Annotated in this window: 14 protein-coding genes; 8 read left to right on the top strand and 6 right to left on the bottom strand. The window is 39.1% G+C overall.

Annotated features, from left to right (window positions below; translation table 11 throughout):
• Window positions 1-72: 72 nt before the first annotated feature.
• Window positions 73-603, bottom strand: coding sequence for a hypothetical protein (locus tag M901_RS02070; protein WP_021276504.1), 531 nt, complete (start codon window positions 601-603; stop codon window positions 73-75).
• A complete protein-coding gene (locus tag M901_RS02065; protein WP_021276497.1) occupies window positions 593-829 on the bottom strand; it encodes a hypothetical protein in 237 nt (78 codons plus the stop codon). The genes M901_RS02070 and M901_RS02065 overlap by 11 nt, the downstream gene beginning before the upstream one ends.
• A 94-nt stretch (window positions 830-923) precedes the next feature.
• Here M901_RS02065 and M901_RS02060 point away from each other — a divergent pair, with 94 nt between their 5' ends.
• The 7 genes from M901_RS02060 to M901_RS02030 all read left to right on the top strand — a co-directional run bounded on the left by M901_RS02060 (window position 924) and on the right by M901_RS02030 (window position 16241).
• Window positions 924-1667, top strand: coding sequence for a transporter substrate-binding domain-containing protein (locus tag M901_RS02060; protein WP_021276498.1), 744 nt, complete (start codon window positions 924-926; stop codon window positions 1665-1667).
• A 224-nt stretch (window positions 1668-1891) separates the two neighbouring features.
• Window positions 1892-7063, top strand: a complete 5172-nt coding sequence (locus M901_RS02055; protein WP_021276489.1) for an Ig-like domain-containing protein — start codon at window positions 1892-1894, stop codon at window positions 7061-7063.
• A complete protein-coding gene (locus M901_RS02050; RefSeq protein ID WP_034719620.1) occupies window positions 7006-11967 on the top strand; it encodes an Ig-like domain-containing protein in 4962 nt (1653 codons plus the stop codon). Before M901_RS02055 ends, M901_RS02050 begins: the two co-directional genes overlap by 58 nt.
• 208 nt (window positions 11968-12175) lie before the next feature.
• Window positions 12176-12847 (top strand): succinate dehydrogenase cytochrome b subunit, encoded by a 672-nt coding sequence (locus tag M901_RS02045; RefSeq protein ID WP_021276499.1) that lies wholly within the window; start codon window positions 12176-12178, stop codon window positions 12845-12847.
• On the top strand, window positions 12847-14781 hold the full coding sequence (locus M901_RS02040) for a fumarate reductase/succinate dehydrogenase flavoprotein subunit (RefSeq protein ID WP_021276505.1): 1935 nt from the start codon (window positions 12847-12849) through the stop codon (window positions 14779-14781). Before M901_RS02045 ends, M901_RS02040 begins: the two co-directional genes overlap by 1 nt.
• A 36-nt stretch (window positions 14782-14817) precedes the next feature.
• Window positions 14818-15579, top strand: a complete 762-nt coding sequence (locus M901_RS02035; protein ID WP_034719634.1) for a succinate dehydrogenase/fumarate reductase iron-sulfur subunit — start codon at window positions 14818-14820, stop codon at window positions 15577-15579.
• A 65-nt stretch (window positions 15580-15644) separates the two neighbouring features.
• Window positions 15645-16241 (top strand): redoxin domain-containing protein, encoded by a 597-nt coding sequence (locus M901_RS02030; RefSeq protein WP_021276496.1) that lies wholly within the window; start codon window positions 15645-15647, stop codon window positions 16239-16241.
• A 4-nt stretch (window positions 16242-16245) separates the two neighbouring features.
• On the opposite strand, the gene M901_RS02025 is transcribed toward M901_RS02030, so the two are convergent.
• The 4 genes from M901_RS02025 to M901_RS02015 form a co-directional block, all read right to left on the bottom strand.
• Window positions 16246-16986 (bottom strand): BON domain-containing protein, encoded by a 741-nt coding sequence (locus M901_RS02025; RefSeq protein WP_021276495.1) that lies wholly within the window; start codon window positions 16984-16986, stop codon window positions 16246-16248.
• A gap of 164 nt (window positions 16987-17150) precedes the next feature.
• Entirely contained in the window at window positions 17151-17321 is a 171-nt protein-coding gene (locus M901_RS17355) for a hypothetical protein (RefSeq protein WP_021276501.1), read from the bottom strand.
• Entirely contained in the window at window positions 17318-18244 is a 927-nt protein-coding gene (locus M901_RS02020; protein ID WP_021276510.1) for a formate/nitrite transporter family protein, read from the bottom strand. Before M901_RS02020 ends, M901_RS17355 begins: the two co-directional genes overlap by 4 nt.
• Before the next feature lie 35 nt (window positions 18245-18279).
• Window positions 18280-18627, bottom strand: a complete 348-nt coding sequence (locus tag M901_RS02015) for a hypothetical protein (RefSeq protein ID WP_021276512.1) — start codon at window positions 18625-18627, stop codon at window positions 18280-18282.
• Between the two features lie 113 nt (window positions 18628-18740).
• Here M901_RS02015 and M901_RS02010 point away from each other — a divergent pair.
• The coding region (locus M901_RS02010) for a LysR family transcriptional regulator (RefSeq protein WP_021276500.1) at window positions 18741-19326 on the top strand (586 nt) is incomplete at its 3' end.

The raw sequence follows: 19326 nt of genomic DNA, 5'->3' as shown, positions 1-19326 counted from the left end.
TATTTTCAGGCAATTAGAAAATCACTGCTCTAATTTAAGTAAAAACAATGACACGAAAAATTGTATTATCCTTTATTTTGTAAACTTTTGCGTGCAGGCCGCCTTTTTTTGGAAAAGCTGTGCCCCCTTTCTAAAGACTTTATAGCACTGCTTCTGTGCTATATGAAAATACTCACCATCCCAGCGACTAGGAGAAATCTTTTTAAAAATGGCCTGATTGCGTTTTTCTAAATTCGTCAATTCCACTTCAGAGACCTTGACTCCGATCTCAGTATGACGCTCTTTTGGGCAAAGAAGTGTCGAATCAAAATTAAGCTGTCCCATATAAAATGGTCTATTACCACGAGCATATCCTGTAATACCTCGAGGAGTTTTAATTTCAATCCACAGCTCATTTCTTACCTTTTGCTCGGTAGAAATTTCGGCAACATCAACTTCGTAAATTTTATTATCAACACAGACTTTGTAAAAACCATTGCCTGTGGCCTGAATAGCTTTGAAACTCTTACCTTTTGAACCATTAAGTCGTTGATCCATGAACTTATCAACTTTAAGAGTCCCAAAACCAATCTTCTTAGTTAACAACATTTTCTTAAAGTCCATGAAACTTCTCACAACGCTCTAATCTATCCACAACCTTTGACGAGAGATCAGGTCTTTCGTAAATTCTGACACTCTTAACGGCCTTTGGGTAACGCAAGATCTCGCAACCATCCTCTTCACAACCAGCAAAGAAGTTCCCAACTTTTGGAGGGCAAAGCTCAAAAGAGAATGTAAAGGAACAAACAAAAATAAGAAGTATTGTTTTAGATAAATTATTTAGACTCATAATGCCTACTTTCTACTAAAGAGAATGCAACAAGTCACGAAAATTCAAACTTTGCACTCTTTTATAGATCGTTGCAGCAAAGTATACTACTTCTATGAATAGAAAACTCTTAAAAGCACTCATCTTACTTGGAAGTCTTTTTAGTCTAGAAGGCCAAGCAGCTCAGGCAAAGAAATATATCGTCGCCTTTCCAAAACAAAACTTCTTTCCTCAATATGAAGTTTCAGAAAGAATTCAACGAGGACTATTAGTCGATATCATTGAAAAATTTTCTAAAGATCAAAATATAGAATTCATACTCAAGTCCTATCCGATCAAGCGCTATGTTCAACTCTCAAAAGAAGGGAAAGTTGATTTTATATTTCCAGATAATCCTCAATGGGTTTCTAAAAGTAACAAGCAAAATATCATTTTCTCAAACACAGTGACAAAAAGTACTGGAGTTTTCTTTTCCAATGCAATTGTAAAAAGGGATGAGATTAAAACTATTGCGACGATTAGAGGATACACTGTTCCATTCTTTCAAAAAGAAATCTCTCATAAAGAAATCAAAAAATATGAGATCGACACAGGCCGTAGTCTTGTAAACTTTATTGCGAAAGGAAGGGCCCAAATAGGCTACTTTCATGAGGACATTATCAATAGACAAATAAGAGAGAACTCACTTAGTAATATTGTCTTTGCTCATCATCTTCCTAAGAAAGAGTACTCATATCATCTCTCAAGTATTCATCACAAGAGCATTATTCAAAAATTCAACAACTGGCTTTCTAAAAATCGTGAGTGGATCAAGCAAAGGAAGTCTTATTTAGACAATAAATTAAGTCTAAAAAAGTAGAAGTTCTAATTTATTAAACTATGAGTAAAAACTCACAATAAACCAGCAAATAACAATAGAAGTTAACACTTCTAAAGTTTATTAATTTTTGCCCAAAAATTATTTGCATTAATTAACTCAAGACGCGTCTCTAACTTACTTAATTTCGTATTTCAACGTTCTTTCATTAAAATTTTCCATATCTTAGACGATATGAATCAAGACAAATTGAAGTTAAGAAAATTATGAAATTTTTAAACCTGAAAACACTCATCTATTCAACAGTTTTTGCGGCCACAACAACTATCGTTGTGGATCAGGTTATTAATAGGGAAAACAAATCAATTGTCGAGTCAGCAAAGAAGTCAAAACTTTCATACCAATTCAATCGTGGTGGGAAACTTAAAAAGAGAAAACCAAGTTCAACTGTAAGTAAAATCAATGACACTGAGCTGGATAGTCAACGTGACTCTGAATTAGACGAACAAGAAAGTCTTAATCAAACGAAGAATAAGAAGAAAACAAAACTTTCTCTGTCAAAAAAGAAAGGTCTTCAAAAATCCTCTTCTCCAAGTCTTACTTTCTCTCCAGGTGGAAGAATGCCGACATCATATATTGACGAGGAAGGTAAGAGTTTAGATCAAAATAAAAAAGACAATAAAGAGATAGTTTACGGAATTGGTGGAGTTTCAAATACGACTAAACTAGAAACAACAAAGGCTAAGAGCACGTCAAAATCAGATGCTGGTTCATCAAGGGCCTTTGCCCCAAAAATCAAAGGGAAAATCCCTGCTCTTTCTGGACTTATCTCTTACCAAACTCAACTAATAGATAGCGCCTATGCGGCAGCAACAAGTTGTACAACGGCCAAGATTCAACTCTTCGACACAAATACGATGACAGTGCTCTCTGATAATCCGATTGGTTTAGAGGACATTGAAAAGGAGACAACATTTGAATTTGACCCTGTTGTTCTTAATTTGGAGCTTAAAACCCCAACGAGATACTTATTAAAGACATCTGGATGTGATCAAGTTTATGAAAGAATTGTAACGAGCTTCTACAGTATCCAAGATCTATCACCTGCTTCGACTCTATTAAGTAAGATATTTAAAACATCAATTGCAGTAGCACCTGAGTCAATCAATGGTGAAAAGCTTGAAAAGGTCATTACTAAAATCCAAGATAATATTACCTATAATGATGAACCTGAAGAGGCCTACACTATTCTCAACTCTGATCCAGAAATGCAGAATATGTTTCATGAAGTCTTTAATGGTGAAGATCATACTAAACTCAAAGACTCTGCACCAGATGTTCAAGCAATCAGTATTCCAGATACGCTCGCTGAAAAGACCAGCTCGATTTTCTCTGTGACAACTGAACACTGGGATGCCACTTATACAACTGCATACCAATGGAAGCTAGACGGTGTGACACAGTCAAATGCGTTTAATTGGAGCTATACACCAAGTGCTAATGAGAAGAGAAATCTCAGTATAACTCTTCTTGTTGGTAAGAAACTTCCAGATCCTAGTAATGATGTAGACACATCTCTTCCACACCATGTTTTTGACTATACAATACCAGTCACAGATGACTTTCCTGTCACGACACCTAATTTTAGCTTTAATGCTTCTGTTGTTGACCCATCATCAACAAGAGATATCTCTGTTGATATTGATACTGGAGCCTCTCAAATAAATTGTGAGTCTTTTACTAACCTGGCCATTACTGAAAATAGCAATGTTCCTTCTTCAAGTGACTTCACGATTAATTGTTCTGCCCCAATATCACAGACAATTCCCTATCATATCTATGCTGGAGATGGTGTTGTCACACTGAATCTTTGGGCAAGAGATGTTAACGGGGATATCTCATCGAAAAAGTCTATTTCTCTCTTGCTTGATACAGCGGGACCAGTCTTTAATATTTCAGCTCCTTCAGCATTTTATCGTGCCGATACGAATGGAACATTCTCATGGACTGTAACAGATGCAAATCTCGACTCTGCCAATAATCTCTCTGTCGAGTTATACGATGGATCATCATGGACAAATCTAGTCAATAAAACGGTATCAGATGGAGTCAATATAAACACTCCATACTCACAAACATATCTTCTGCCAAATGTGGTCGCAGCAGACTCGAGAATTCGACTTTCTCTTACAGACAAGGCCGGAAATAATACAACGACCGAGTCTCCTCTTTTTGAAATCAGAAAGCCTAATCTGGCCGTGACACCTACGACATACGACTGGGGATCAACACCAAATAACACAGATGGGACAGTTTATAATTTTGTTATCAGCAATAGTGGAAATGCGGCCACAAAGAATTGCCTTGCCCCTGCACTGTCGGGAACTAATGCAAGTGAATTTGAAATAACAACTGACGGTTGTTCTACAAATAGTTTAGCAGCAGGAAGTAACTGTACAGTCACTCTAAGACCTAAGCCAACAGCGAAAGGTATTAAAAACTCTACTTTAACATGGACATGTGATCTTGATACAGTATCAACGACTCTAAGCTATACTTCAGCAAATAATCTTCCTCTTGTTGGTACAAATACAACTGAAACAACAAATGAAGATACGGTACTTAATTTTAACGTCAACCCAGGAACCGATCTTGACAGTGACCCACTGACTTACTCAATTGTGACAGCACCGACAAATGGTGTTCTCAGTGGATGTCTTGCAAATAACAATGATCTTTCTTGTACATACACACCAAATACGAACTTCTATGGAAGTGATTCATTTACATATAAAGTCAATGATGGAACGAGTGATTCGGCCTCTGTTACAACTGTCTCTATCACAGTTAACTCAGTAAATGACAGACCTGTCATTGGTGCAGATCAAAACTTCACAACAGCGGAAGATACACTTGTATCATTCACTCTTAACTCGGCAACAGATGTTGATATCCCTGTCCAACCACTTACTTACAAAGTCATCACGGCACCAACCAATGGTGTCCTTGCTAATTGTATTGGGACTTCATCTTATGGCAGCGACATCACTTGTGATTACACACCTAATGCCGACTTCAATGGTTCTGATTCATTTACTTATGAAGCATTTGACTCTTTAACAAACTCAATTTCAACAGCAACAGTTTCAATCACAACGACGGCGGTCAATGATGCTCCGACTCTTGTCGCAGGTCAAAGCGAAACAACGGCCGAAGATACAGTTCTTAATTTCAACTTGAATGCAGGAGCTGATATTGATGGTGACACACTTAATTATATTATTGCAACGACAACAACAAATGGAGTATTGAGCTGTACAGGAGGAACATCGAGGGCCTGTACTTACACACCAAACCTTAACTACAATGGAAGCGATAGTTTTACTTACAAGGTTAATGATGGGTCACTAAACTCTCCAACGAGAACAGTTAATCTAACGATTACTCCGGTTAATGATCAACCGACTCTAGTCGCAACACAGACTGTTTCGACTAACGAAGATACGACTTTAAACTTCACACTTAACGCTGGTGCTGATGTAGATGGAGATACTCTCTCTTATATAAAAGTATCTGATCCTGCTGCGGGAACTCTCTCTTGTTCAGGGGGAACATCAAGAAATTGTACATACACCCCTGTTGCTAATGATAATGGTAGCTATACTTTTACATATAAAGTAAATGACGGTGCCCTTGATTCCGCCATTGCGACGGTCACAATTAATATCTCAGCAGAAAATGATGCTCCAGTCATGGTTGGAAATCAGTCTCTGGCCACAAATGAAGACACGAATCTTTCTTTAACTCTCTCAGGAGCGACAGACATTGATACTCCTGCTGGGAGTCTTCAATATAAGTTGATTACAGCTCCAGCTAATGGGACATTATCAAATTGTATAACAACAGGTTCTTACAGCTCAGATATCACATGTGACTATCTACCAAATGCAAACTTTAATGGCACAGATAGCTTTACTTATAGAGCGAATGACACAATCACTGATTCTGCAACAGACTCTACAGTAACAATTACAGTTAATGCTGTAAATGACGCCCCTACTTTAGCGGCAACTCAATCAGTATCAACAAATGAAGATACGCCACTGACATTTAACTTAACAGCTGGAAGTGACATTGAGGGAGACTCTCTTAATTATATTAAAATAACAAATACAACAAATGGAACAATATCTTGTACTGGTGGAACTAGTCGTAGTTGTACTTATACTCCTAGTGCCAATTACAATGGAAGTGACTCATTCACTTATAAAGTAAATGATGGTTCACTAGATTCAACGACTGCAACGGTGACAATCACAATCAATCCGATAAATGACCCACCTACCGTAGCAGCAGATCAAACAATTGCCGTAACTGAGGATACAGCACAAAACTTTACCATTAGCGCTGGTGCGGACATAGATCTTCCAGCACAAACAATTCAGTACCAGTTAGTGACTGCTCCAACAAATGGAATATTAAGTGGGTGTATTGTTAATGGTTCATATACGACTGACACAACATGTACTTATACACCTAATGCGAACTTCAATGGGACTGACTCTATTGTCTACAAGGCCTATGATGGAATTGCAGATAGTACAACAAATGCAACAATCACATTTAATATCTCAGCAGTTAATGATGCACCAACATTAGCATCAACTCAGTCAGTAGCTGTTGTTGAGGATACATTAAAGTCTTTTAATCTCACGGCCGGTGCTGATATTGAGTCTGACCCATTAACTTATATTATTGTATCAAACCCATCAAACGGAACACTTTCTTGTACGGGTGGTACATCGAGAGCTTGTAATTACACTCCTGCCCTAAACTTTAATGGAACTGACACATTCACTTATAAAGTAAATGACGGTGCGCTTGATTCAACAACCAACACGGTAACATTAACAGTTTCTGCAGTTAATGATGCTCCAACACTTGCTGCTACTCAAACAGTCTCTGTTGTAGAAGATACGGCAAAGGTCTTTGACCTTACGGCCGGAGCAGATGTCGATGGAGACACATTAAACTACGTTATTCTCACAAACCCAGCGGCGGGCTCTCTCTCTTGTACGGGTGGAACATCGAGAAATTGTACCTACACCCCAGCGGCCAATGATAATGGTAGTTATACCTTTACTTATAGAGTCAATGATGGAGCCTTAAACTCTACGACAAATACAGTGACACTTAATATTAGTGCAGTAAATGATGCTCCAGTTGCCGTGGCCTCACAGTCGGTGACAACTGATGAAGATGTGGCCCTCAATTTTAATCTCTCAGCTGGTTCTGATATTGATGGTGACACACTCAATTATATAGTCGTGACTAATCCGACCAATGGAGCTCTCTCATGTACTGGAGGGACTTCTAGAGCGTGTACTTACACACCAAATACAAACTTAATGGTTCAGATTCATTTAGCTATAAAGTGAACGATGGAACAGTTGATTCAGGATCAAACACAGTTGTCTCTATTACAGTTAACAGTATTAACGATGCCCCAGTTATGGCAGCAAACCAGACTTTCACAACTGATGACAATGTGGCCCTTAGTATCACTCTATCAAATGCTACAGATGTAGATGGGGATTCATTAAGCTATAAGATCGTATCTGCTCCAGCAAATGGAGTCCTAAGTAACTGTATCACGACAGGAAGCTACGGTACCGATCTGACTTGTACTTATAATGCAAATTCAAACTTCAATGGAACAGATACATTTACCTTTATCGCAAATGATGGAACAGTTGATGCTGGTTCAGTTGAAACGGTTACAATTACAGTTAATGATAAAACACCTCCAAGTGCACCGGCCGTTATCCTGGCCCACTCGATCTACAGAAAAGTGATGGGACAAAATCTCACGGCAACAAGTTGTACAGATACTCCTTTTATACTTATCAATGAAGGAACACAACCAACTGCTGGCGATGCCGCTTGGCAAGCGTGTACGACGACGGCCGCAGCTCTTAGCTATACACTAGCTTCAGCAACTGAAGGTAACCACACTCTCAAGGTTTGGGCAAAGGATACTTATTCAAATATTTCTACGGCATCTACAAACTTAAGTGTAATCTATGATATTACTTCACCAGTCTTAGCTGTAAATAACCCAGGCGTTCAAAAAGGTGGACAGGTCGTCTCGATCAACTGGGATCTGACAGAACTTAATATTGACTCAACTAAATACTATACAATCGACTATTGGAATGGAAGTGCATGGACAAATATTTCAACGACAAAACCTGCGACTTCAGGGCCTCACGCTAGCGCTAATTTTAGCACAAACTGGTCTGTTCCATCACTTAATAGAACAGATATAAAACTAAGAGTAGCAATCACAGACCTTGCCGGAAATACAGTGAGTGCCGAATCAACAACATTTGAGATTGATTCTATTGCACCTTCAGTGGCCATTACTTCACCTACAGCAAACTCTTATCACCAAAGTGCCTTAACACTTGCGGGAACTTGTGAAACGGGAATCTCTGTTGCAATTTCTGGAGATATTCCAGCAAACTTCTCAACGGCCTGTAGCTCAGGGACATTCTCACAACTCGTTAACCTAAGCTCAGGAGATGGAAATAAGACGATTACTGTGACACAGACAGATCCTGCAGGAAATGCCACTTCTGTCTCAAGAGTCTTTATAAGAGATGAAGTTGCGCCGGCAATTGCGAAAACAACGGGAATCTCTCCAGACTTTACAAAGAACAACCAACCAAATACATGGGGTGGAACTTGTGAAGGAAATTATACGATTTCTGTTACAGGAGATGAAACAACATCATTTGCTTGTAGTTCTGGATCTTGGTCTTGGACACCTTCGGCCAAAACGACTGATGGTACTTATACTTATAACCTGACTCAGACAGATGGTGCAGGTAATACGTCAACTCCACTTTCTCTAAGTTGGGAAAGAGATGCGACGGCTCCAGTCTTTACTGCTTCGACACCGACTTCGATTGCAGTAGGACAAACTGTGGCCTATACAACAAACTCTGATTCAATTACAGCATCTGGTACTTGTGAGGGAACAAATACTATTAATATCTCTGGTTCTCAAACAGCGGCCATTTCGTGTTCGGCATCGAGCTGGACTTGGTCAACGAGTAATTTTACAACTGATGCGATGAGATCATTTACATTTACACAATCTGATTCAGCAGGAAATACATCAGCATTTACTCTTGAGTGGACAAGAGATACTTCAGGTCCTGCCCTAGCAATAGATTCAAATCTTATTAAAAATAATGACAATACTGTCACATTCTCAGGTAGTTGTGAGATTGGTCTAGCAATTGATATCAGCGGGACAGAGACCACGTCTACCACATGTCCTTCAGGAACATGGTCATGGACAAGTTCTTCTCAAACAACTGATGCGACGAGATCATATACATTTACACAGACAGCAACAGTGACGCCATTTAACTCAACTGCGGTTACTGGACAATGGCTAAGAGAAACTGGAACACCAACGATTTCGGCCTTCTCTACAACTGCACCAAACCCTACTGTTTCAAGTTTTATTGCGACTTCGGTAACAGCGACATCTCAAAACTCGCAAGTCAATCTCTCACACTTCTGTATTAAGTCGATTGATTCAACAGCGCCAACTTCAACTGATGATTGTTGGGTAGCAATTAACTCTCCTTCTGTAGGACTACCTCTTTCACAGACGTTGAACTTAACTGACTACTCTTACCTACTAGGATGGGTGCCGAGAAATTATGATGTTTTCGTTTGGGTTATGGATGAGGCAGAAAATATCTCTTCTAACTCTGCTGTAATTGGAACAGATAAGTTAAATATTACTTTCACTCCTGCAATTGCTCCAACTATTTCAGATGTTATTGCGGCCAATACAGATCTTTCAACAATTCCACCTGCAGTTTCTCATTCACAAGTCCCTGCCGGTTCGGATGTTTATATTAGATGGAAGGTTACTGATAATGACCCACTTCCATCAACAGCAATTTCAATTTACTACACTGAAGATGAAGTGAACTTCACAACAGTATCTGGTGCGACTGGACTTGCTCCATATCATAATAACTGTCCATCAATTACTCTTGATACAAATGAAGGGTGTTATAAGTGGACAGGTGGTTCACCATATAACACTTCATATAAGATTAGAGTAAAAGTCACAGATAGCGGAGAGATGTCATCTCAATCTATCTCTAACCCACTAAACTCTAGCCAGATTAAAATTCTTGCCGGAAATACAGAATCAGGTCTTGGTGGTTCGGCCCAAACAGCACTCTTCTATACAAGACGTGAAGGTTCTGAATCAGATCCAGGAACATTGGTAGTGACAAATGATGGTAATGTCTATGTTGCGGATTACAAACGTGGAATTCTCACAATTGATCCTACTGATGGAAAACAGAAAATCTTTATCCCTCAAACCGGAACAAGTACAGGTGATGGTGGTGCGGCCACCAGCGCAACACTAAACTATGTTATTAAGATGGCCCTCGACTTCCAAGGACGTCTACTCATTCTTGATAGAAATAGAATTAGAAGAGTTGATCTGAATATGGCCAACCCGACAATTGAAACTATTATAGGTGGTGGTTCAGATACTGGCGACACAGTTGCCAACCCACTAAATGTTTCAATCTATAACCACTCATCAAATAGTTGGACGGCCAGAAGTGTTGTCTTCTTTGCAATGCCTAATGGTGATATCTACTTCCAGTCAGACTATGGGTATAAACACTTTAACACTGCAACTCTAAGAGTGAGAAAATATAGTGCGGCAACAGGGCAAGTAACAAGTCACTACTTAACAGGAACTGGTGATACTTATGATGCCACTGTGGATCTAGCAAGTTGTCAGCTTCAAAATATTGGTATTGGGTACAACCCATCAAACTCACAGCTCACTCACGTTGAAGCAATTGTTAAACACCATAGTTCTTATCCTGCCTGTGATAGAACTGATGGAATTGATGGGGAAAGATACACAAGAACGGCTTTTGACCCTTCTTCATTCACTTCAATTCCAGCTTCTACGGCAGATTCATATCGTTACTATCGTTACTTCCACCTTACTGGAATGGACGGAAAAATGTATGTCGTTATTGATAGAAATTATATCAATAGTGTTAATGAGGATGGAACATTTTCAAGAGTTCTTGGTTCAGGGACAAAGGGATCATGTACTGATGGAACAGCAAACACTTCTTGTAATATGGATATTCAAGATATGTTTATCACCTCTTCAGGTAAGATCTACTTCCTAGAAGGTGGACAAGTACGAACAATTGATGACTCAGGAAATGTTGTGACACTCTTTGGGCAAAGAAGAAGTTACGGTGATGGAGTCAATGCCCTTAACGCAAGATTTGATTATATCAATACGGCCATCAAACTTAATGATGAAAAAATTATTGTTGGTGATAGCCGTGGTTACTACTTAAAAGAATTCACTATCGCTGGAAATATCAACACGATTGCTGGAGATGGAAACTACCGCTCATATGTCGATAATAACCTTGATGCTAAATCACAAGGTTTCTACGATGGTTCATGGTTTGTGGCCAATAGAGCAACGGGTGAAGTCTACACGAGAGACTATGCCTATGGCCGTTTTATAAAGCTCAACAGAAGTACTAGCAAATGGGATCGAGTGATTGGATTTGGATCAAACAACTACTGGGATGCCGATGGTATGGCCGGAATGGATGTTAGAAATAACGGAAACCAAAGTTATGGACTCCCTATCGGCTTTGATGGAACAAATCTTCTTATCGCCAGAATGAAATACAATAGTCCTGACGCTCACTGGGAAGATTTCATGTGGAAACTCTATGACTCGAGTGACTCTTACAGACAATCTCACATTGCAGGTGTTAACGATGCAAATACTTATACAGGTGGTTATGAAGGGATTGGAACTTCAGGATCAGTAGCGGCGACTTCAAAAATCGTTTACTACTCTTATGCCGGAATGCCGACTTGGGATGCGGCCGGTGGACGTTGGATCTTCTTTAGAAATATTTATGGATCAACAACAAACGGACGTGAGATCTGGAGTGCAGTCCAAGGTGGAAATTTAACCATGCTTGCAACTATTCCACGAAATATTGATCAGTCTTATCTCTACAGAAAAGAGTCTGGTACAGATTATATGTATTACTGCGCAGGTGGTCGTATCTATAAGCACAATATAACGACAAATACTGATCTTGGTCAGCTTACTTGGCCAATCAATAATCTTTACTGTCGTGGTCTGACTATTGACTACAGTGCAGCAAGAAACTCACTAATCTTCCCTTTTGAGCAAAATGGACTCTTTGGAGTGGCCGAATACTACCTCCCATAGGGCTGTATGACTAATCAAACAAATATTGCCAAAGCTCTGTCTAGCAAAGGACAGAGCTTGTAACACGCAAAGCCAAAAAAAGCCTTCACAAACATGCCTGTTAATAAAAAATCTACTTAACCTATCATGTCTAAGGGTTTATAATGACGAAAAATCCTAATTAGTTTTATTAATATATCTTGAGTAATTCACAAGGGGAATTTTACCTATGTCTGCAATTAAATTCTATTTATCTTCATCAGTAATGAAGAAGCAGGTTATGGGTGTGACAGGATTATTGCTATGTGGTTTCTTACTATCTCACTTAGCTGGTAACTGTCTCATCTATGTTGGAAGTGACGTCTTTAACAAGTACGCCTACACGCTTATTAGCAACCCACTAATTTATGTTGCTGAAGCAATTCTTGCTGCTATTTTCTTTACGCACATTGGACTAGCTCTTAAGCTAACAATCGAAAACAAAGCGGCACGTCCAACTCGCTACTACATGAAGCAAAAAACAGGTCGTGGTTCGACTTTTGCTTCTTCAACTATGCCTTACACAGGGATGATCATTCTAACTTTTATGATCCTTCACCTTCTCCACTTTAAGTTTGGTCCTGTTTACATGACGACTGTTGACGGTGTTGAAATGAGAGATCTTTACAAGACTGTTATTGAGTACTTTCAATCTCCATTGAATGTTGCTTGGTACATCTTTGCAATGATCGCTCTTGGAATTCACGTATCTCACGGGTTCTGGTCAGCATTCCAGTCTCTTGGTGTGAATCACCCAAAATATAACTGTTTAATTAAATGCGCATCAAAAGGTTTCGCTGCTCTAGTAACTCTTGGTTACTCAGCACTTCCAATCTTTTGTTACTTACAAGGGGTTAAATAATGGCCGAAATTAAGAAACTAGATGGAAAAGTACCAGCTGGTGACGATATCACTAAAGTTTGGGACAACTATAAATTTTCAATGAAACTTGTAAACCCGGCCAACAAACGTAAGTTTGACGTTATTGTTGTTGGTTCAGGACTTGCGGGTGCTTCAGCTTCAGCAACACTTGCTGAACTTGGTTACAACGTAAAATGTTTCTGTATCCAAGACTCTGCTAGACGTGCTCACTCTATTGCGGCCCAAGGTGGTGTCAACGCAGCGAAGTCTTATCCAAATGATGGAGACTCTATCTGGAGACTTTTCTACGACACTGTTAAAGGTGGAGACTATAGAGCAAGAGAAGCGAATGTTTATCGTCTCGCTCAGGTTTCAAATAATATTATCGATCAGTGTGCTGCTCAAGGTGTTCCTTTTGCACGTGAGTACGGTGGAACACTTTCTAACCGTTCATTCGGTGGAGCTCAGGTTTCTCGTACATTCTATGCCAGAGGGCAAACAGGTCAGCAGCTACTACTTGGAGCCTACCAATCTCTAATGAAAGAAGTTGGAAAAGGTAAAGTGCAAATGCTTACTCGTCGTGAGATGGTTGAGCTTGTTGTTATCGATGGGAAAGCCAGAGGTATCATCACAAGAAATGTTGTCACTGGTGAATTCGAAAAATTCGCAGCAGATGCAGTTCTACTTTGTACAGGTGGTTACGGAAATACTTACTTCCTTTCTTCAAATGCTATGGCCTCAAATGGTTCAGCTGCGTGGAAAGCTTATAAGAAGGGTGCGATGTTTGCTAACCCTTGTTTCACTCAAATTCACCCAACGTGTATTCCACAACACGGAGATATCCAATCTAAGCTAACTCTGATGTCAGAGTCACTAAGAAATGATGGACGTGTTTGGGTTCCAAAGCAACCAGGTGATAAGAGAGATCCAAAAGATATTCCAGAAGAAGAAAGAGATTACTATCTAGAAAGAAAGTATCCTTCTTTTGGTAACCTTGTTCCAAGAGACGTTGCTGCACGTAATGCAAAACAAGCAGTCGACGCTGGTCAAGGTGTTGGAGCGACAGGTGTTGCTGTTTATCTTGATTTTGCTGATGCAATCAAGAGAGATGGACTTGAAACGATCAAGGCCAAGTACGGTAACCTATTCGACATGTACGAAAGAATTACTGACGACAACCCTTACGAAACACCAATGATGATCTACCCTGCTGTTCACTACACAATGGGTGGTCTATGGGTTGACTATAATCTTATGACAACTGTTCCAGGATGTTTTGCTCTTGGTGAAGCAAACTTCTCTGATCACGGTGCCAACAGACTTGGAGCCTCAGCTCTAATGCAAGGTCTAGCTGATGGATACTTCGTTATTCCATACACTCTAGGTAATTACTTTGCAGAAGAAAAAATGATGGGTCACAAAGTCAATGTTGATCACCCTGAATTTGATAAAGAATTTAACAAGTCTAAAGAAAGATTCACAAAGCTTCTTTCTATCAACGGAACGAGATCAGTTGATACTTTCCACAAAGAACTTGGAAAGATCATGTGGGAATATGTTGGTATGGCAAGAACTGCTGAAGGACTTCAAAAAGCTATCGACCTTATCAAGCAACTTAGATCTGAGTTTTGGAAAGATGTTAAGGTTACTGGTTCAACAGATGGAATCAATATCGAGCTTGAAAAGGCAAACAGAGTTGCTGACTTCCTAGAAATCGGTGAGCTTATGGCCAGAGATGCTCTAACAAGAAAAGAGTCTGCTGGTGGTCACTTTAGAGAAGAATATCAAACTGAAGAAAATGAAGCGAGACGTGATGATACAGACTTCTGTCACGTAGCAGCTTGGGAATACACTGGAGATGAGAGCGAGCCGATTAGAAATATCGAAGAGCTAGACTTCCCTAACGTTCCACTTTCTCAGAGATCTTACAAGTAAGGATAAGAGGTAATTATGGGTCACGATAATAAAAATATGACATTAAACTTAAAGATCTGGCGTCAAACAAATACGAAAGACAAAGGGCAAATGGAAGACTATACATTATCTAATGTATCTCCAGATGCTTCTTTCCTAGAGATGCTTGATCAACTTAACGAAGAACTTATCCCAAATGGTGTTGATCCAATCGCTTTTGATCACGACTGTAGAGAGGGTATCTGTGGTATGTGTTCACTAATGATTAACGGTCAAGCTCATGGTCCAGAAGCAGAGACAACAACTTGTCAGCTTCACATGAGAAAGTTCAATGACGGTGATACTGTTGTTATTGAACCATTTAGAGCTAAGGCATTCCCTGTTCTAAAAGACCTTATGGTAGATAGATCTGCTTTTGATGAGATCATCGCAGCTGGTGGTTTCACTAGTGTTAACACTGGTAACGCTCAAGATGCAAATGCTATCCTAGTACCAAAAGAGAATGCAGACCTAGCAATGGATGCTGCTTCTTGTATTGGTTGTGGAGCATGTGTTGCTTCATGTGAGAATGCTTCTGCAATGCTTTTCGTATCAGCGAAAGTTTCTCAACTAGCACTTCTTCCACAAGGTAGAGCTGAAGCAGAACTAAGAGTTCAGAATATGGTTAAGAAAATGGATGAGCTTGGATTTGGTAACTGTACTAACGAAGCCGAATGTGAAGCAAGTTGTCCAAAAGGAATTAATATCTCTAATATCGCAAGAATGAATAGAGAATTTATTTCTGCAGCAGTCACTTCTAAGCAAAAACCTACTGTTTAAAAGAAAATTGACATAAAATTAACGGCCCCTCACTTCGAGGGGCTTTTTCGTGCTAGAATTTAGGCATGAAAAAACTATCAACACTTATTCTAACTCTTCTCACACTTAAAATATTTGCGGCCAATCCTGGAACAAAGGCCCCAAACTTTACACTTACCAACCAAATGAATCAGAAAGTCTCCCTGGAAGATTTCAGAGGAAACTATGTTGTTCTTGAATGGTATAACTTTGGTTGTCCCTATGTCAGAAAGCATTATGACTCACAGAATATGCAAAAGACTCAACTAGAGGCCTTAGCAAATGAGAATGTCGTTTGGCTTTCGATAACTTCTTCGGCCCCAGGCAAGCAAGGTCATCTCAACGACTATAAACATGCTGCCCAAAGACTGAAATATGAAAAGTCTAATGCGCAACATATGCTCAATGACTCTGATGGAAAAGTTGGCCAACTCTACGAGGCCAAGACAACACCACAGATAGTCATTATCGATCCTTCAGGTACTATTCAGTACAATGGAGCTATCGATAGTATCCCTAGTGCTGACAAGGCCGATATAAAGAAGGCCACTAACTATGTCACAACTTCAATGGCCAGTCTTATCAAAACAGGTAAAGCAAAACCTGCTAAGACAAGACCGTATGGTTGTAGTGTTAAGTACTAATTTTCTAATGTCCTACAATTAACTTGTTCACAACCTTAGTCACATCTAAGGTTTGAACAAGATACTTTTCAATCAGTCCCCTATCAAAGGGATATCTCACGACGCCAGAAACTTCTAAGACATTTCCATAGCGATTCAAGACAATATGCTTGGCCCCTTCAAAGAGTACAAGAATTTTCTCTTCAAGTTTTTGAAGTTTCTCAGACCTCTTCATCGCGGCCTTTTCATCAACCTTAATATCTGAGTATACATGCCAAACACCAGGCTGCTTAGATGCAAACTCAATCATATCGTCAATATGGGCCCTCTTTGTAACCTTTCCTTTTAAGAAGACTTTCTTCTTTTTAACACTGACTAAGACACTACGTTTAGACTCTCCTAAAAGAGTCCCTACATAGAGCTTGATCTTTCTTTCAAGTTCACTATCTGTCACACGGGCCTTAGATTTAACATCGACCCCATCTAACATGACTTTCTTAACTCCAATAACCTTGGAAGCATTATTCTCTACAAGATGCTTCTTGTATAATGAACTGACCTTACCTTTGATATAGACAATTCCATTAATAACGGCCACTGAAAGCCCCTTAGGAAGGCCGCTAATATTGAGCATCGTTTTAACCGACTGTGCAATCTTCTTATCAATGCGATTCTTGGCCGCAATATTCTTCTTAGGCCTTAAACTTTCAACGACACTTTCATAGAGAACTCTCGTCTCATTGCTTCGTCTATAAATCCCCTGCATACCATGCTTATACAGCTCACGAGCTGTTGGGTTATCAACTGGTTTTTCTACAATATAGTATACTGGTTTATATTTATTCTGCTTTAAGAGCTCAGTTAGAAAAGGTATTTTAACTCCTCTTTCTAACGCCTTTTCTAGAACAATAATACCAACAACATAATTATCTAATGTGCAATCACATTTTCTCTTGTGGCATACTTAAATTCCACATTATAGTTTCTTTCAATTTCCGTAAAGTTTAGCCACCTTCTTTCTCCAACGACAATAAATGTTGGAACTCTATAATCAAATAGATTCAGGGCCACATTACTATTTTCTGTTCTTATACGACTCATAAATCCTCCGATGATGCTGATTTAATGTGGGTATAATTTAAAATTCCCACGAATACACTTCCGCCAACAATATTTCCTAAGATTGCGGCACTAAGGAAGCTTATAACATTTGCGATACTTGCATGAGAGCTATTCAAGACCCCAACAAATAACTCTGCTGATCCGGCAATGGAGTGATGGAGTCCTCCAATCCCAATAATAAATGTCACAATATAAATACAAATAATCTGTGCTGTTGACGAAGAACTTGAATGAACTAGCCAACTCCCTTGGGCCATTAACCATCCGGCCAAGATTGCACTGACAAAGACTTCTCCAAACTGGTATCCCACCAAGTGATGATAGAGATACTCATACCCGCTCGATGCTTTAATAACCGGCTCTGACATGTGAATTAGCCAAGACGATAAGAAAGTTCCAACCAAGTTACCAACGAGGATAATTGACCAGAGTTTAAGCATCTGAGAAATCTTTACTTTCCTATCTAGGACAGGATAAACGGCCGTTGCTGTATGCTCGGTAAAGAGCTGATTCCCACTCAGAATACAAATAACAAAACCAAGAGGATACACAAAGGCCATCGCTAAACGCTCACTTAATAAACTTCCATAATTATCGTGCTCTACTAAGATAAGCGAGACACAAAGCCTTGCAAAACCTAGAATCAGTCCCGCGGCCATGGAAGAGAGAAAGAGAGAAATCTTTCTCTTGGTATACTGTTCAAGACCATCGTTAATAACCCTTTCTAAAGTATCGTCAGGGTGTCTTGGTCCATCATCTGAACGTTTAATAATAACTGGAACATACTCTTCATTTTCAGTATGTCTCTCAATTTCTCGTTCGGTGTGATTTTCAGCTGTCTTTGTTTTAACAAAGTAATTCACACGTAAATTTTTTGAAGTATTAGTTTTAATATCTTTCATATTAACTCCTTTAATAAGGAGGCCAAAAAAAGAGATTAAACCGCCATGTCTGTGGGATGAGCGTAGAGCTTAGTTGGAAGAACACATATTTTTCCACGATGATAGAGTTCTTTTTCAGCAGGGACTTCTTCTAATTTGAAAGACTTAATCCCCTGAGTAATTGGATTAATTTCTAATTGAACTAACTTGACTAGCATAGTTCCATTTTTTAAAAGGACGTTATACAACTCACCTTTTTTAGCAGAAAATTTAATCAGCTCAGTTTCACTCACCTTCACGTCATGGAGATTATTCTGTTGGTCCTTACATACTCCAGGAACCATGTCATAATCACACCTGTCTTTTTCTCTTTTTAACCTTTTAAAAATATTCAAACGATACATTATTCCTCCTTGCGTATCATTAGCTCTATTATGCCAGAACTTGATATAAATAAAATTCAATATTATAATAGGTATATATAATCAAAAATTTATATAAGGAAATATTCTCAATCATGTACAAGATAAATTTCAACCACTTACACTACTTCCTAAAAATTGCAGAGCTCGGCAGTATTGTAAAAGCGGCCAAATCACTCAATATGACACAACCAGGGCTCAGTCACCAATTACGTCTCCTAGAAGAAGATCTTGAAGTTAAACTCTTTGATCGCATCGGAAAGAAATTGGTTCTCAATGAAAATGGCAAACAAGTTCTCAATCATGCTCAAAAAATCTTTAGGCAATCAGAAGAGCTCATCGAGTCCGTTAAAAGTGAACATATTAATACTCAGAAGATTATAAAAATTGGAGTTATTCCCTGGATCTCAAATGATCAGATTCTTGAATTTATCAAACCTGCTCTGGCCAATAAATATATCAAGCTAGAGGTTTACCAAAAAGACCTAGAAACTCTTATCAAAGAGATCAAGTCCAATAAACTTGATCTCATAATCTGCGACTCTCAATACTCAGGTCGCTCAAAGAAAATTCGCGGCCAAATACTCTACACAGATAAAATCTTTTGCCTCTGCTCTTCCAAACTTAAGAAGACCAAACGCTTCCCTAAAATTCTTGAGGAGAGCACTATTATTAAATATT

It is taken from the genome of Bacteriovorax sp. DB6_IX, assembly GCF_000447775.1.
GTDB lineage: Bacteria > Bdellovibrionota > Bacteriovoracia > Bacteriovoracales > Bacteriovoracaceae > Halobacteriovorax_A.
The sequence above is the reverse complement of the archived record's forward strand: the minus strand, read 5'-3'. Positions and strand labels throughout refer to the sequence as shown.

Coding starts and splice junctions, on each gene's coding strand:
- M901_RS17355 (WP_021276501.1), bottom strand. CDS start 17,321: ATGAGTCGTATAAGAACAGAAAATAGTAATGTGGCCCTGAATCTATTT.
- M901_RS02060 (WP_021276498.1), top strand. CDS start 924: ATGAATAGAAAACTCTTAAAAGCACTCATCTTACTTGGAAGTCTTTTT.
- M901_RS02015 (WP_021276512.1), bottom strand. CDS start 18,627: ATGTATCGTTTGAATATTTTTAAAAGGTTAAAAAGAGAAAAAGACAGG.
- M901_RS02030 (WP_021276496.1), top strand. CDS start 15,645: ATGAAAAAACTATCAACACTTATTCTAACTCTTCTCACACTTAAAATA.
- M901_RS02040 (WP_021276505.1), top strand. CDS start 12,847: ATGGCCGAAATTAAGAAACTAGATGGAAAAGTACCAGCTGGTGACGAT.
- M901_RS02065 (WP_021276497.1), bottom strand. CDS start 829: ATGAGTCTAAATAATTTATCTAAAACAATACTTCTTATTTTTGTTTGT.
- M901_RS02020 (WP_021276510.1), bottom strand. CDS start 18,244: ATGAAAGATATTAAAACTAATACTTCAAAAAATTTACGTGTGAATTAC.
- M901_RS02055 (WP_021276489.1), top strand. CDS start 1,892: ATGAAATTTTTAAACCTGAAAACACTCATCTATTCAACAGTTTTTGCG.
- M901_RS02035 (WP_034719634.1), top strand. CDS start 14,818: ATGACATTAAACTTAAAGATCTGGCGTCAAACAAATACGAAAGACAAA.
- M901_RS02045 (WP_021276499.1), top strand. CDS start 12,176: ATGTCTGCAATTAAATTCTATTTATCTTCATCAGTAATGAAGAAGCAG.
- M901_RS02070 (WP_021276504.1), bottom strand. CDS start 603: ATGGACTTTAAGAAAATGTTGTTAACTAAGAAGATTGGTTTTGGGACT.
- M901_RS02025 (WP_021276495.1), bottom strand. CDS start 16,986: ATGCAGGGGATTTATAGACGAAGCAATGAGACGAGAGTTCTCTATGAA.